At 73.1% G+C, this 14,499-nt stretch carries 9 protein-coding genes; 2 read left to right on the top strand and 7 right to left on the bottom strand.

Annotation, left to right across the window (positions count from 1 at the left end; translation table 11 throughout):
• Window positions 1-156: 156 nt before the first annotated feature.
• From KBY32_RS07115 to KBY32_RS07085, 7 genes are all read right to left on the bottom strand, one after another.
• Entirely contained in the window at window positions 157-1,308 is a 1,152-nt protein-coding gene (locus KBY32_RS07115) for a hypothetical protein (RefSeq protein WP_210979275.1), read from the bottom strand.
• A 219-nt stretch (window positions 1,309-1,527) separates the two neighbouring features.
• Window positions 1,528-2,022, bottom strand: coding sequence for a lamin tail domain-containing protein (locus KBY32_RS07110; RefSeq protein WP_210979274.1), 495 nt, complete (start codon window positions 2,020-2,022; stop codon window positions 1,528-1,530).
• 102 nt (window positions 2,023-2,124) lie between these two features.
• Complete coding sequence (locus KBY32_RS07105; protein WP_210979273.1) at window positions 2,125-3,090, bottom strand: DUF1152 domain-containing protein; 966 nt, start codon at window positions 3,088-3,090, stop codon at window positions 2,125-2,127.
• 111 nt (window positions 3,091-3,201) lie between these two features.
• Complete coding sequence (locus KBY32_RS07100) at window positions 3,202-4,566, bottom strand: FAD-dependent oxidoreductase (RefSeq protein ID WP_055619774.1); 1,365 nt, start codon at window positions 4,564-4,566, stop codon at window positions 3,202-3,204.
• A 172-nt stretch (window positions 4,567-4,738) separates the two neighbouring features.
• Entirely contained in the window at window positions 4,739-5,566 is an 828-nt protein-coding gene (locus tag KBY32_RS07095) for a chitosanase (RefSeq protein WP_055619775.1), read from the bottom strand.
• Window positions 5,567-5,712: 146 nt separating this feature from the next.
• Window positions 5,713-8,451, bottom strand: coding sequence for a SpoIIE family protein phosphatase/ATP-binding protein (locus KBY32_RS07090; protein ID WP_210979272.1), 2,739 nt, complete (start codon window positions 8,449-8,451; stop codon window positions 5,713-5,715).
• Window positions 8,452-8,493: 42 nt separating this feature from the next.
• Window positions 8,494-11,022, bottom strand: coding sequence for a SpoIIE family protein phosphatase (locus KBY32_RS07085; protein ID WP_210979271.1), 2,529 nt, complete (start codon window positions 11,020-11,022; stop codon window positions 8,494-8,496).
• Window positions 11,023-11,334: 312 nt separating this feature from the next.
• Between KBY32_RS07085 and KBY32_RS07080 the strand changes: the two genes are divergently transcribed.
• Both KBY32_RS07080 and KBY32_RS07075 read left to right on the top strand, forming a co-directional pair.
• On the top strand, window positions 11,335-13,014 hold the full coding sequence (locus tag KBY32_RS07080; RefSeq protein WP_210979270.1) for a hypothetical protein: 1,680 nt from the start codon (window positions 11,335-11,337) through the stop codon (window positions 13,012-13,014).
• Between the two features lie 134 nt (window positions 13,015-13,148).
• Window positions 13,149-14,414: a hypothetical protein gene (locus KBY32_RS07075; protein ID WP_210979269.1), complete on the top strand. Its 1,266-nt coding sequence runs from the start codon at window positions 13,149-13,151 to the stop codon at window positions 14,412-14,414.
• Window positions 14,415-14,499: the final 85 nt, after the last annotated feature.

The following is a 14,499-nucleotide window of genomic DNA, read 5'->3' as shown; positions in this document are numbered from 1 at the left end:
CGCATCACGTCACCCGTCAGGACGGAAGACGCGCGAACCGGGCCGGTCACCTGCTCGGGCGGGCGTGCGAAACCGGTCGGCGCCGCACCGGAACACCCCCGCCGACCGCCGTACGCCCCACCGAGGCATCCGGCGCAGCGGCCCTACGCCCCGCCGTCAGCGGTCGGCGTTCTCCCGCGGCCGTTCGGCGGTCTCCTCGGGGGCGGGGGCCTGCCGGCGGACCCGGGCGGAGGACTTGAGCCGCTCGAAGGTGCGGGTCAGCTGCTGCAGCGGGGACGGGGCGGGGTCGGCGGGCGGCGCGGGCGGCAGCGCGGCCACCGTGTCCGCGGACTCCCGGAAGGCGGCCAGCGCGGCGTGCGCCTCCTCGGCGGCCTCCCGGTACAGGTCCCGCGACTTCGTCATCGCGTCGAGCGCGTCGGCGTACATCTTCACCAGTGCGCGCTCGCGCTCGAGTTCCTCCGCCACGGTGAGCAGGCTCCAGTCCTCGCGCAGTGCGGTCAGGGTGTCCTCGGCGCCGGGCGGGAGGGCGTGCGGCAGGGCCGCGTAGCGGGTGACGGCGTGGATGAGCTCGGCCGGCTCGGTGCCGTCGAGGAAGACGGTGCGGACGGTGAAGTCGTCCGGGTCGTAGCCGTCCGGGGCCGGGGTCCCGGGGAGCACGACGGCGCCGCCCCGCGGCAGCTGCGGGCCGAGGTCGCGCAGGGCGTAGTTGACGACGCGCAGCTGGCTGGGGACGGCGCGGTGCTCCACGACCCGGTGCCGCAGGCCCGGCGGCAGCATGCCGGCCAGCGGGGTGCGGCCGCGTTCGTCCGTGGTCATGGCCTCGTGGACGAGGACGTGGATGCTCCCGCCGTCGCGGACGGCGTCCCGCAGCAGCCGGCGTACGGCCTTGTCGTCCGTGGGCAGGAGGTTGACGGTGCGCAGGGGGAGGCCGGTGGCGGCGTCGTGCGCCCAGGGAGCCCCGTCCCCCTCGGGCCAGAACAGGGTGGCCGGCGACGGCCAGCGGGGGTCCCAGGGGGCGTCGGCCTCCGCGACGAGCGTCCACACGTGCGTGCCGTCACGGCTCGTCTCAAGGGCCAGCCGGGCGCGGACGGTCGTCGTGGAGCCGGCGATCCGCCAGCGGGCCTCGAAGGCCGTCGCGTCGCCGTCCTCGGGGCCGGGGCGTTCGCGGAAGTCGTCGAGGGCTCCGTCGTCCTTGTGCCGGGTCAGGGCGCTCAGCAGGTCGTCCCGCGCGGCGGGTCCGACGTGACGGCCGCGGGCCGACCACACGGTGGGGGGAGTCATGGGGCGGGTGCGGGAGGAGCTGGGCATGAGTCCATCTGGGGCCGGGGGCGCGTGCTCCTCCCAGTATCGTCACCGGGCGCGTGAACCGGGTGAGCGGGGGGTGCACACGGGGTGTGTGTCGTGCGCACCGACCCGTCGGCGCTCACCCGTGGTCCGGGCCGTGGACCGTCGTGACAATGGCGGTGAGCGGGACCCGTCCACCATCCGCATCGGGACGGGTCCCCTCGCCTTCCGGTCGGCGTCCGGTCAGTTGTGGTACGTGATGTACCCGTTGCCGTCCCGGTCGTTCTGGCTCTTGGTGTAGGCGTGGGTGTCGGCACCCGCGCCCGACGGCTTCTTCAGGTAGATCGTGTCCTTGTCGTTGTTCCACATGAAGTTGCAGTTGTCGCGGTAGACGACGTTGCGCGCGTCGGAGTCGGTGCCGCGGCCGCCCCGGAGCTTCACGTAGTCACCGGGCTGGAGGTAGTGGTTGGCGGTGAAGGTGAACCGGTTGCCGGCCTTGTCCTTCACGACATAGCCCTTGAGGTTGACCGTGGAGCCCGACGAGTAGTTCTTGATCGTCAGGTACTCGTCGTCGGTGTTGCCGGTGGCGCAGGCGTTGGAGTCGCGGCCGGGTGCGTCGTACTGGATGCCGCGGATCTTCAGCGCCGACGAGTACTCGGCGGCCTGGGCCGGGGTGGCGGTCAGGGCCGCGAGGGCGCCGGCGGCGACGGCGGTTGTGGCGATGGTGCGTATACGCATGGAGAAACATCCCCCCTGTGTGGAGCTTGTGTGAAGATCAGGAGTGTATACAGTCACTCCGACGGCGACGACCACTTCCCCGGAACGCGGGACGCGGGAGCCTCAGTGGGGGTAGGCGCGAGGCGGCCGCTGGCGTGGGAGCCCGTCCCGGAACTCCTCGATACGTGTGCTGATCTGGCGCATCAGCGCCGTGTCCTCCAGGCGGTCCAGGTAGAGGTTGCGCCGGGCCAGGGCGAGCGCGTCCACGCAGAAGTACAGCGCCATGAGCGGATTGACGAACAGCTCGCCGTCCTTGGTGCGCTCGGTGAAGCGCACGTCCCCGAACTCGCCGCGCACGGCCGCCGCGACCGAGCCCTGGACGATGCTCGGATACTCCGGCGTCTCGCGCCGGGCGTGCTCCACCGCGTCCAGGAAGAGCCGTCCCTCCTCGCTGGCGCGCGGCAGGGAGAACGCGCCCAGGTAGCCGCCGTCCCGGTCCAGGGCCGCCAGGTTCTCCAGCACCAGGGCGTGACTGACCCCGTGATAGGCGTCCACGCCGAAGCTGAGGCAGGCCACCAGCCGTACGGCGACCTCGTCGAGCCCCGCCACGGCGGCCAAGCTCGCCATGTCCTCCTCCGGGGTGCCCAGCCCGTGCTCGTCGCCGCGCATCAGGATGTCGGTGCCGCCGTCCACCAGCACCACCGCGTCGACGCCGCCGAGATGGTCCAGCAGCGTGCGGTACGCGGCCCGCAGCGGCCGTACGCCGGTCAGCGGGAACGCGTACACCGTGGCGGGCAGGTCGTGCGCGGCGAGCCAGCGGGCGAGGCTCCGCTCGGGGAAGTAGTGACCGCGTGCCTCGGTGTCCGGGCGTATCGCGGCGACGTCGGGGTCGACCCACACGCCGTCGTCCAGCCCGAACAGGTCGGAGAAGGAGAGGCTGGCGAGGTGCACCTCCTTGCCGGCCGCGCGCAGCCCCAGGGCGAGGGGCAGCCCGGCGTAGACGTCGAAGCCGCCGCCGGCACCGGCCACGAGCACACGCCGCGCGCCACGGAGCCGGGTCAGGAAAGGGGGTTCCAGAAGCGAGAACATCAGCGGAAGTTAACAGACGGTCACCTTCTGGGCGCGGCCGTTTCCCGTGCGGACGAGGCGAAGGGCCGGGGTTCGCGGCCCCGGCCCTCCGTGCGCTGCTCGCGGACGCGCTTACGCGCCGCTCTCCCGCAGCATGTCCTCGCGCTCGACGATCTTCACGCGCTCACGGCCCTGGGGCTCGCCCAGCGCCTTCTCGGCGGCGTCGAGCTTGTACCAGCCCTCCCACGTCGTGAAGCGGACCTCGCGCTCGGCCAGGAACGCGTCGACGGCCTCCGGCTCGGGCGAGCCCGGCGTCTGCAGACGGCCGCCTGCGAAGTCGTCCAGCAGGTTCGCCACCGTCTCGTTGGCGTCGCCCTTGGTGTGGCCGATCAGGCCCACCGGGCCACGCCGGATCCAGCCGGTGACGTACGTCGACTGCAGGTGCTCGCCGGACTCCTGGACGACCCGGCCGCCCTTGTCCGGGACGGTGCCCGAGTCGATGTCCCAGGGCAGCTTGGGGAGCTTGTCGGAGAGGTAGCCGACCGCGCGGTAGACCGCGGTGACGTCCCAGTCCTTGAACTCGCCGGTGCCCTTGACGTTGCCGGTGCCGTCGAGGGCGGTGCGCTCGGTGCGCAGGCCCACGACCCTGCCGTCCTCGCCGAGGATCTCGGTCGGCGACTCGAAGAAGTGCAGGAACAGCTTGTGCGGCCGGTCGCCGACGTCGCGGATCGCCCAGTTCTCCAGCGTCTTGGCGACCATGTCGGCCTGCTTGTTGCCGCGTCGCGTCTCGATGGAGCCCGCGTCGTAGTCGATGTCCTCGGGGTCGACGATGACCTCGATGTTGGGGGAGTGGTCCAGCTCGCGCAGCTCCATCGGCGAGAACTTCGCCTGGGCCGGGCCGCGGCGGCCGAAGACGTGGATCTCCTTCGCCCGGTTGGCCTTGAGGCCGTCGTGGACGTTCGGCGGGATCTCCGTCGGCAGCAGCTCGTCGGCCGTCTTGGCCAGGATGCGGGCCACGTCCAGCGCGACGTTGCCGACGCCGAGGACGGCGACCTTCTCGGCCTCCAGCGGCCAGGTGCGCGGCACGTCCGGGTGCCCGTCGTACCAGGAGACGAAGTCGGCGGCGCCGTACGAGCCGTCGAGGTCGATGCCCGGTATGCGCAGCTCGCGGTCGGCGGTGGCGCCCGTGGAGAAGATCACGGCGTCGTAGAACGCCCGCAGGTCGTCCAGGCTGATGTCGTTCGGGTAGTCGACGTTGCCGAAGAGGCGGATCTGCGGCTTGTCGAGCACCTGGTGCAGGGCCGTGACGATGCCCTTGATGCGCGGGTGGTCGGGGGCCACGCCGTAGCGGATCAGTCCGAAGGGCGCGGGCATCCGCTCGAACAGGTCGATGGACACACCGGGTTCGGCGGCCACCTCGGACTTGAGCAGCGCGTCGGCCGCGTAGATCCCGGCGGGGCCGGCTCCGACGATGGCTACCCGCAGGGGGCGGGGCATGATCAGGTTCCCTTCGAGAGGCGATAGATCGACTCGGGGGAAGCCTAAACTAAGGCAAGCCTTACCCGGTACACGGGTCCGGTCTATGAGCCCATAGATCAATTCTATGACCGGCCGCGGGGTGGTCGGTCGCCGCCCCCGAGCGCGGCGGGGGCGGCGACCGGGTCGGGTGTCAGTCGATGTGGAAGCTGTCGCCGTACACCTTCCAGTTCAGCGGGGTCCTCAGGTCGAGGTTGCCGGCGCGCAGGAAGACGCGCTGGGCGGTGTCGACCCTGCTGGTGTCGCTGTGGGCCTCCTCCTGCTTCATGGCCCAGACCCGCGCGTCCAGGAAGGCGTGGAGGTAGGTCACCTCGTCGCCGCCCTGGGCGGGCGGCCGGGCCCGGTCCAGGGCGCGGCGGCGGATGCTGCGGAAGCTCGTGGGGTCGGTGCCGTCGCCGTGCATGACGATGGCGTCGTAGTAGGCGAACTGGCCGAGCACGCGCAGGCCGTCCGCCTTGCCCTGGCGGACGGCCGGGTCGAAGTACACCCGGTCCCGCTCGTCGTTCTGGGCCTGCTTGAACGCCTCGTCCTCGGCGGCCCGCGCCCAGTCCCGCGGGTAGTAGGGGTCGAGCCCGTCGTGCGAGTCGGTGCCGTCCACCCGGCGCAGGGCCGGGAGGTAGGGGGCCAGGACGTTGCCGGGGCGGCGGTCCGCGTACAGCTCGACCAGGTCGAGCATGTCGCCGGTGCCGGAGCAGAAGCCGATGATGCCGGCGGTGTAGCCGCGGCCGTCGCCGATGTCCTCGATGTAGCGGTACTGCGCCTTCCAGTCGAGCGAGGAGTTCTCCGCGCTCGACACCAGCTTCATGGCGATCTCCTTCTTCGCCGGGTCGTCGAGTCCGGCCGCGTGGTGCGCGGCGGCGGGCGGGGGGTCGAGGAACGGGACGGCCGCCAGGGCCGCGCCGAACGCGGTCAGCAGGGTGCGGCGGGGCAGGGCTGTGCCAGGTGTCGTGGGGTGCTTCACGGCGACTCCGCATCTGAGTGGGGGGGAAGGAGGGCTTGCCGTACGTGCACTGATAGGAAGGTTTCCTATCAGACGCCGGGCATGCCGAACAGCGGGTGCGCCGAAGGTTCGTACCAATGAACAAGAGAGCGATGATGCGGGCCGTTCTACGGCAGGGGCTGCGCCGCCCAGATCACCTTGCCCGCCGGCAGATAGCGGGTGCCCCAGCGCTCCGCCAGCTGGGCGACGAGGAACAGGCCGCGGCCGCCCTCGTCCGTCATCGCCGCGTACCGCAGATGCGGCGAGGTGCTGCTGCTGTCGAAGACCTCGCAGATCAGACTGCGGTCGCGCAGCATCCGCACCCGGATCGGCTCACCGCCGTACCGGATGGCATTGGTCACCAGCTCGCTCAGGATCAGCTCCGTGGCGAACGTCAGCTCGCCCAGACCCCACTCCTCCAGGGTCCGGGTCACCGCCGCCCGCACCCGCGCCACCGCCGCCGGGTCCGACGGCACGTCCCACTCGGCGACCAGGTCCGCGCCGAGCGCCCGGGTGCGCGCCACGATCAGCGCGACGTCGTCGTTCTGCCGGTCCGGCAGCCGGGCCTCCAGCACCGCCCGGCAGGTCTCGTCGGGGGTGCGCCCGGCGCCCGCGAGCGCCTCCCGGAGCAGTTCCAGGCCCTCGTCGATGTCGTGCTCGCGGTCCTCCACGAGCCCGTCGGTGTACAGCACGAGCCGGCTGCCCGGCGCCAGGTCGAGCTCCGCCGCCTCGAACGGCAGCCCACCCAGCCCCAGCGGCGGACCCGTCGGCACGTCCGGGAACTCCACCGTGCCGTCCGGTCGGACCACGGCCGGCGGCGGATGCCCGGCCCGCGCGATCGTGCACCGCTGCGACACCGGGTCGTAGACCGCGTACAGGCAGGTCGCACCCGTCACCGGGGCGGTGTCGGCGTCCTGGCCCTCGTCCTGGTCGATCCGGGCCACCAGCTCGTCCAGCAGCCCCAGCAGCTCGTCCGGCGGCAGGTCCAGGGCCGAGAAGTTGTGCACCGCCGTCCGCAGCCGGCCCATCGTGGCCGCCGCGTGCAGACCGTGGCCGACGACGTCCCCGACCACGAGCGCCACCCGGGCCCCGGACAGCGGCAGTACGTCGAACCAGTCGCCGCCCACACCGGCCTGCGCCGGCAGATAGCGGTAGGCGACGTCCAGCGCGTTCTGCTCGGGCAGCCTGCGGGGCAGCAGACTGCGCTGCAGCGTCACCGCCATGCCGTGCTCACGCGTGTACCGGCGGGCGTTGTCGATGGACACGGCGGCCCGGGCGACCAGCTCCTCGGCGAGCGCCAGCTCCTCCGAGTCGAACGGCCTTCCCTTGCGCGACCGCCAGAAGCTCACCACACCCAGCACCAGGGACCCCGCACGCAGCGGCACGGCGATCAGCGAGTGGATGCCGAACTCCGTCACCTGGACCGACCGCTCCAGATCCTGCGCGCGCCAGCCCGGCGCCTCGTCCAGCCGTGGCTCGACCACCGCCTGCGCGCCCTTCAGCGCACGGGCCTGCGGCGACGAGTCCACGAAGCGGATCTCCCGGCCCACCGGGTACAGCGGCGCGTCCGCGCGTATCCCGCTGAGCGCGCACCGCCGCACCAGGGTCGCCGGCTCCGGCTGCCCGCCGTCCAGCACCGCGTCGAACAGGTCGACGGTCGCGTAGTCCGCGAACCGGGGCACCGCGAGCTCCGCCAGTTCCTCGGCGGTCCGGGTGACGTCCAGGCTGGTGCCGATGCCCACCCCGGCGTCGTACAGCATGTCCAGGCGCTCGCGGGCCTCCTCGGCCCGGCCCGATAGCGCCCGCAGCTCCGTGGAGTCGCGGACCGTGGCCACGCTGCCGGACGGCCGGCCCCGCAGATGCGTCGGCCGCTGGTTCACCGCCAGCAGCCGGTCCTTGACCAGATGCACCTCGTCCGTGGCCATCCGGCCCGAGTGCAGCAGCTCGGCGGTCTCCGGGGCGAGCCCCAGGTCGAGGACCCGGCGGCCCTCGGCGCTGTCCGGCAGGTCGAGCAGCCGGTGCGCCTCGTCGTTGGCGAGCAGCAGCCGTCCCTCGTCGCCGACGATCACAACCCCTTCGCGGACCGCGTGCAGCACGGCGTCGTGATGCTCGTACATGCGGGTCATCTCGTCCGGACCCAGGCCGTGCGTCTGCCGCAGCAGACGCCGGCTGACCAGAGCCGTCCCCGCCGTGGACAGCGCCAGCGCGACGGCCGCCGCGCTGAGCACGAGCGGCAGCTGCCGGTCGGCGGTGCCGCCCACGGTGTCGGTGGTGATCCCCGCCGACACCAGCCCCACGACCTCGCCGTCCGGGTCCTCGACCGGCACCACGGCCTGTACGAGCGGGCCGATGGTCCCGGTGATCTGCTCGACGACGACGCCACCGGCCTGCGCCGGACCCAGGGTGCCGACGAACATCTTGCCGATGCGGTCCGGCTTGGGATGCGTGTAGCGCAGCCCGTCGGTGTTCATGACGACGATGAAGTCCACGCCCGTCGCCCTGCGGGCCGCCTCGGCCCTCGGCTGGAGGACAGCGGTCGGATCGGGGTCGTCGAGCGCCTCCCGGGTGCCCGGCGCGTTCGCGAACGCCTCGGCGACCGCCACCGAGCGGTTGCGGGCCTCCTGCGTGCTGTCGTACCGCACCTGGAGCACCAGCGCGACGACCGCGGCGACCACGAGCAGCAGCACGATCACGACCTGGAGGACGAACACCTGACCGGCGAGACTGCGCCCGCCGACCGTCGACCGCACCGCGGAGAACCACCCCCGGTGCCGTCCCCGCTCCGTCGCCGGGGACAGCCCGTCCCCGGACACGCCGCCGGCGCGACCGGCCGACCGGGCCCCCGAGCGACCCCGTGATCGGACCATGTGCCATGTCTACACTGCCGCGCCCCGCGAGGCGAGACCCCCTTACGACGGCCGCAACGGCATGGTGCGCCGGGTCGCCAGCAGCAGCGCGATGTCGTCGGGGCGGTCCGCCATGTGCCGGGCCGCCGCGGTGAGCCGGTCGGCCACAGCCGACAGCGAGCGCCCTTCCGGACGCCCGCCCAGGGCACCGGCCCTGGCCAGGGCCACCCGCAGCGCGCTGATCCCCACGTCGATGTCGACGCCGGGCCGCTCCACCAGCCCGTCGGTGTAGAGCGCCAGCACGGCACCGGGCTCGACGAGCAGCTCCGCCACCGGGTACTGCGCCTGCGGATCGACCCCCAGGACCACCCCGCCGGGCAGATCCAGCACCTGGGTGCGCCCGTCGGGAGCGCGCAGCAGCGGCCGCGGATGCCCGGCCACGGCTGCCCGGGCGAGACCGGTCTCCGGGTCGAGACGGATGTAGCAGCAGCTGGCGAACAGCCCCGCGTCGAGGTCGATCAGCAGATGGTTGGTGCCGCTCATGACCTCGTCGGGCGACCGGTCGCCGAGCGCGAAGGCGCGTACCGCGCTGCGCAGCTGGCCCATGGTGGCGGCCGACTGGACGCCGTGCCCCTGCACATCGCCGATGACCAGCGCCATCCCGTCCCCGGCGGCCACGACGTCGTACCAGTCGCCGCCGACCTCCATGCCCTGGGTGCCGGGCAGATAACGGCCCGTGGTCTCCATCAGCGGGTGCTGCGACAGACGCCGGGGCAGCAGCGCCTGCTGCAGCCCCCGGGCGAGGGCCGCCTCGCTCTCGTAGCGCTGGGCCTTCTCCATGGCGTGCGCGATCAGCCCGGCCAGAGCCGTCAGGACCGTGCGTTCCTCGTTGCTGAAGCTGCGCGGACGGTCGAAGCCGAGGATGCAGGAGCCGACCGGGCGGCCGGACGCGATCAGCGGAAGGAAGGCGCGGGCCCCCTCCCGCGCGTCCAGCGCGACACCCGGATAGGCGTCGGCGAGCTGCTGCATCGAGTCGAAGAAGAGGGGGCGGCCGCTGGTCAGGGTCTCCACGCCGGGCAGCCGCTCGTCCATCCCGACCCCCTCGAACGGCGCCAGGAACCCCTTCGGGAAGCCGGTCTCCCACGCCAGATACAGATGCCGGTCCTGCAGCAGATAGATGGCCAGCCGGTTCCCGCCGAACGCGGGCAGCAGCTCCCTCATCACCACGGCCGACACCTGCCGGGCGGTGACGGCCTCGGTCAGGGCGATGGCGAGGACGATCGGGCGGTACAGCGGCGCGAGGGAGGGCGTCCCCGGGGACTGGGACGCGGACTGCTCCCCCGGCGGACCGGACGGGGCGTCCGCCACCCGGTGCCCCAGCCGGACCGTGCAGGTCAGGAAGTCGGCGCCCGGATACACGGACAGGGCGAGCCAGTCGCCCGCGAACGGGTGCGGCGGGCGCTCCCGCCCGTGCGCGGACGGTCTTCGGACGTGGAAGTGCACCGGGTCGGGGGAGAGCAGTGCCCCGCGCAGATGGTCCTCCAGGGTCGGCTGGTTCAGCCAGGGCACGCCCTCCCACAGCGTGCGGCCCAGCAGCTCGGTGCGCGGACGGCGCAGCAGCCGTGCCGCGTGCGGGTTGGCGTAGACGACATGGCCGAGCCGGTCCAGGCACAGCACACCCTCCGGCAGCAGATCGGCCGCCGCGTCCGCCACGGATCCCGGGCCGGGGTCGAGGACGACGCCCCGGACCGCCGCCGGCACGGCCGGGCCCGGCGCGTCCGTGCGCGGACCCCACACCTCGACCAGGCGGGGCGCGCCGTGCGGGGCGCGGACGTACAGCGGCAGCGCCGGCGGCCTGCCCCCGGCCGCCTCGCGCAGCACCGCCAGGACCCGCTGCGCGTCGGCGGGCGCGACGGCCGCCGCGAACGTCTCCGCCGTGAGCGGGGCGTCCTCGGGCGGGGTGCCCAGCGCGCCGCTCAGCCACGCGTCCGCCACGACCTCGCCGGTCGCCGGATCCCAGCGGAAGCGGCCGACGTGCCCGGACGGCTCACGGCTGGCCGGCGGCCGTACGCACAGCGGGCCGCCGTCCCAGGTGACCGTGTCCGGGTCCTGGCCGTCCAGCTTCTCCAGCGCCGCCCCCAGCTCCTCGGCCAGCCGTCCCAGGCGCTCGCGCACCGGCATCAGTTCCATGGCGTCCGTCGTCGAGGGCCGCAGCACGGTCAGCACCCCGAACACCTTCGAGGACCCGGCCACGGGCACGGACAGGGAGCCGAACTGGAACGGCAGGGCCGCCGCGAACTGGGGATAGCGCCGCATGGTCTCGGTCGCGTTCGGCAGGGCCACCTCGACGCCCAGACGGTAGGAGTCGGCCACCGGGAAGGGACGGTCGCAGTGCACCCGCCACCACGGCCGGAACAGGGGGCCCGGCAGCCCCTCCAGCACCGCGAGCCGCAGCAGCCCGGGCGTGCGGGAACGCAGATAGACCCCGGCCGCGTGACCGCCGGACGCGCTGATCGCCTCCGCCGAGACATCGATCAGCAGTGCCGCCAGCCTGCCGGACCTCCGCTCCGCGCTCTCGGCGCTCCCAGTCATCGGTCCTACCTCGTCCGTACGCATCGCGCGTGCGACACAGCAAGAATGCGCCAGGACGCACCTCGTCCGCACCTGGGCGGACCGGCTCGGCCACGGCGGCCGCATGGATCGACGGGCGTCAGATGCCCCGGGCGGGTACCCCGGCCCGGCGCGGGCAAGCCCTGGGCGTCGAACAGGGCGCGTGACGCGCCGGCCGGCCGGGCACATCAGCAGAAAAGGGACCGGCTTCCGCGTCCTCGGTGCGACACCCCCGGCGCCGCCGACCGCCCCCCGGGCCACGGGAGGCGGCCCCGCACAGGCAGGAGAGCGACGATGGACTACTACGACCTCGGCACCCGCACCCGCCCCGTGACCACGTCCTCCGCGCAGGCCCAGCTCTGGTTCGACCGTGGCCTGACCTGGACGTACGCCTTCAACCACGAGGAGGCCGTCGCCTGTTTCGAGGCCGCCGCCGAGGCCGACCCCGACTGCGCCATGGCGTACTGGGGGATCGCCTACGCCCTCGGCCCGAACTACAACAAGCCCTGGGAGGCCTTCGACGACAAGGACCTCGCCGGCACCGTCGAGCGCACCCACGCCGCCGTGGAACGCGCCCACGAGAAGGCCGCGAACGCCACCCCGGTCGAACAGGCCCTGATCTTCGCGCTGCGCGCCCGCTACCCCCAGAGCCGGGCCGTGCCGGACTGCTCCGTCTGGAACGCCCCCTACGCGGACCGTATGCGGGAGGTCTACGAACTCGCCCCCGACGACCTGGACGTCGCCACCCTCTACGCCGACGCCCTGATGAACCTGACCCCCTGGCAGCTGTGGGACCTCAGGACCGGCGAGCCGGCCGAGGGCGCGCGCACCCCGGAGGCCAGGAGGGTGCTGGAGCGGGCGCTCGCCGACCCGCGGGGGCGCGACCACCCCGGCGTGGTGCACATGTACATCCACCTGATGGAGATGTCCCCCTCGCCGGAGGAGGCCCTGGTCGTCGCCGACCGGCTGCGCGACCTGGTGCCCGACGCCGGGCACCTGCTCCACATGCCCTCCCATCTGGAGGTGCTGTGCGGCGACTACCGCCGCGTGGTCGCGGACAACTCGGCGGCGATCGCGGCCGACGAGAAGTACCGCGCGCGGGCCGGGGTGATGAACTTCTACACCCTGTACCGCTCGCACGACTACCACTTCAAGATCTACGGGGCGATGTTCCTCGGACAGAGCGAGGTGGCGCTGGACACCGTGGCCCAGCTCGAGGAGTCCACACCCGAGGAACTGCTGCGGGTGACCAGCCCGCCGATGGCGGACTGGCTGGAAGGCTTCCTCGCCATGCGCGTCCACGCCCTGATCCGCTTCGGACGCTGGGACGACATCCTGGCCCTGCCGTTGCCCGCCGACCGCGACCTGTACTGCGTCACGACGGCGATGACGCACTACGCGCGCGGGGTCGCCCTGTCCTCGACGCACCGCGTGCCGGAGGCGGAGGAGGAGCGGCGGCTGTTCCACGAGGCCGTCGCCCGGGTGCCGGAGACCCGGATGCTCTTCAACAACACCTGCGCCGACATCCTCGCCATCGCCGGCGCGATGCTCGACGGCGAACTCGAGTACCGCAAGGGCGACCACGACGCCGCGTTCGCCGCGCTGGAACGCTCCATCGAACTGGACGACAACCTCCCCTACGACGAGCCCTGGGGCTGGATGCAGCCCACCCGGCACGCCTACGGCGCCCTCCTGCTCGAACAGGGCCGGGTCGCCGAGGCCGCGGCGGTCTACCGGGCCGACCTCGGGCTCGACGACACCCTGCCGCGCCCGTGCCGTCATCCCAACAACGTCTGGTCCCTGCACGGTCTGCACGAGTGCCTGGTGCGCCTCGGCCGGACGGGGGAGGCGCAGATGGTGGCCCAGCAACTGCGGCTCGCCACCGCCCTGGCCGACGTACCGGTCGAGGCGTCCTGCTACTGCCGGCTGGAGAAGACGGGCGCGGGCACCGGGGACCACTGCTGCGCCGGATGAAACGGCTCCGTCGTACAACCCTTCGGTCCCCTCGGACGTCTTGGGGGTGAACTCGGCGTTCCGCCGTGGTTCACCCTTCCGTCACCGACGTTCGATCAGAGGACCTCATGTTCCCCACCGCCCCAGGACTTCGTGTGCACCGCAGGATCGCCGGCGCGGTGGGTGCCGTCTCCCTGCTGGCCGTGTGCGCGGCACCCGCCGCCGCGGACGATCCCGCCCCCGCCCCCGGACTGGTTCTGGAGAAGAGCGCACCGATCGACGGGGTGCGGCCGGGCGGCACGTTCACGGTGCCGGGCCGCTTCTGGTACACCGGCACCGAAGCGCTCGACAAGGTCTGGATGACGTACACCGTCAGTCACGGACTGTCCCTGAGCGAGGTGCCCTCCAACTGCCGGGCCTTCAAGACCTGGGGCTACGACGAGATCCCGACCGGCGCCATGGCGCTGTGCGAGTTCGACCAGCAGGTGGAGCCCGGTGTCACCTACGCTCCCGAGGGCGGCCTGAGGATCGGCGCCATGGACCGGGCGCTGTACGAGCGCCTCGCCGTCTCCGTCACCGACTACGAGGCCTACCCCGGGGACGAGGCCACGTCGGGCCCCATGCCGGGCACGGGCCCGGCCCTGAAGCTGGTCGAGCAGCCGGACGTCCCGGCGCAGGAGCCCGGCACGCCCGTCGACGAGGACGCGCACTTCCAGCGGATACCCGTGACGGCGAAGAACACCGCGGACTTCCAGGCCCTGGGCGGAGCGCTGAAGGGCCGCGTCGGGGAGACCGTGGAACTCAAGGCCGGGTTCCGCAACGCCGGCCCCGCCTGGGTGCAGGTGTACCGGGACGGCGTCCCGCTCGCCGAGGTCGAGGTCAAGCTGCCCGCCGGCACGACGGCGACGAAGTACCCGAACTGCGAGAAGGTGGCCGCCCGGACCTACCGCTGCCCCCTCGACCTGCCCTGGGCCGACGAGAACCAGGACTACGCGCGGACCTTCAAGGTGCGGATCGACAAGGCCGTCGACGGGGCCAAGGGCTCGGTGGCGCTGGTCGGCAAGCTCGGGGAGTGGGACACCGAGCACGGCAACGACAAGGCGCCCATCACCCTCCAGGTGACCGGTGGCGGCTCCTCCACCGGTGGCGGCTCGTCGTCCGGCGGCGGTTCCTCCACCGGCGGTGGCGGCGGATCCACCGGCGGCTCCTCGTCCACCGGCGGATCCGGCACGGGCGGCACCGGCGGCGGCTCCTCCACCGGCGGTTCGACCACCGGCGGAGCGGACACGGGCGCCTCCGGCGACCTCGCCAGCACCGGGTCCAGCTCCGCCCTGCCGATCGCCGGTGCCGCTGCCGCCGCCGTGGGCGCCGGCGCTGCCGCCGTCCTCGTGGTGCGCCGCCGCCGCGCGGCACGCGGCTGATGTGACGCCGGTGCGGGCCGGGCTCAGGGGAGCCAGGGTCTTTCGTTTGGATCAGGCCGGATCAGGGAGCGGGGTCTGGTGCCGT

The organism is Streptomyces sp. RK62, from assembly GCF_018070255.1.
GTDB classification, from domain to species: domain Bacteria; phylum Actinomycetota; class Actinomycetes; order Streptomycetales; family Streptomycetaceae; genus Streptomyces; species Streptomyces nigra.
The sequence above is the reverse complement of the archived record's forward strand: the minus strand, read 5'-3'. Positions and strand labels throughout refer to the sequence as shown.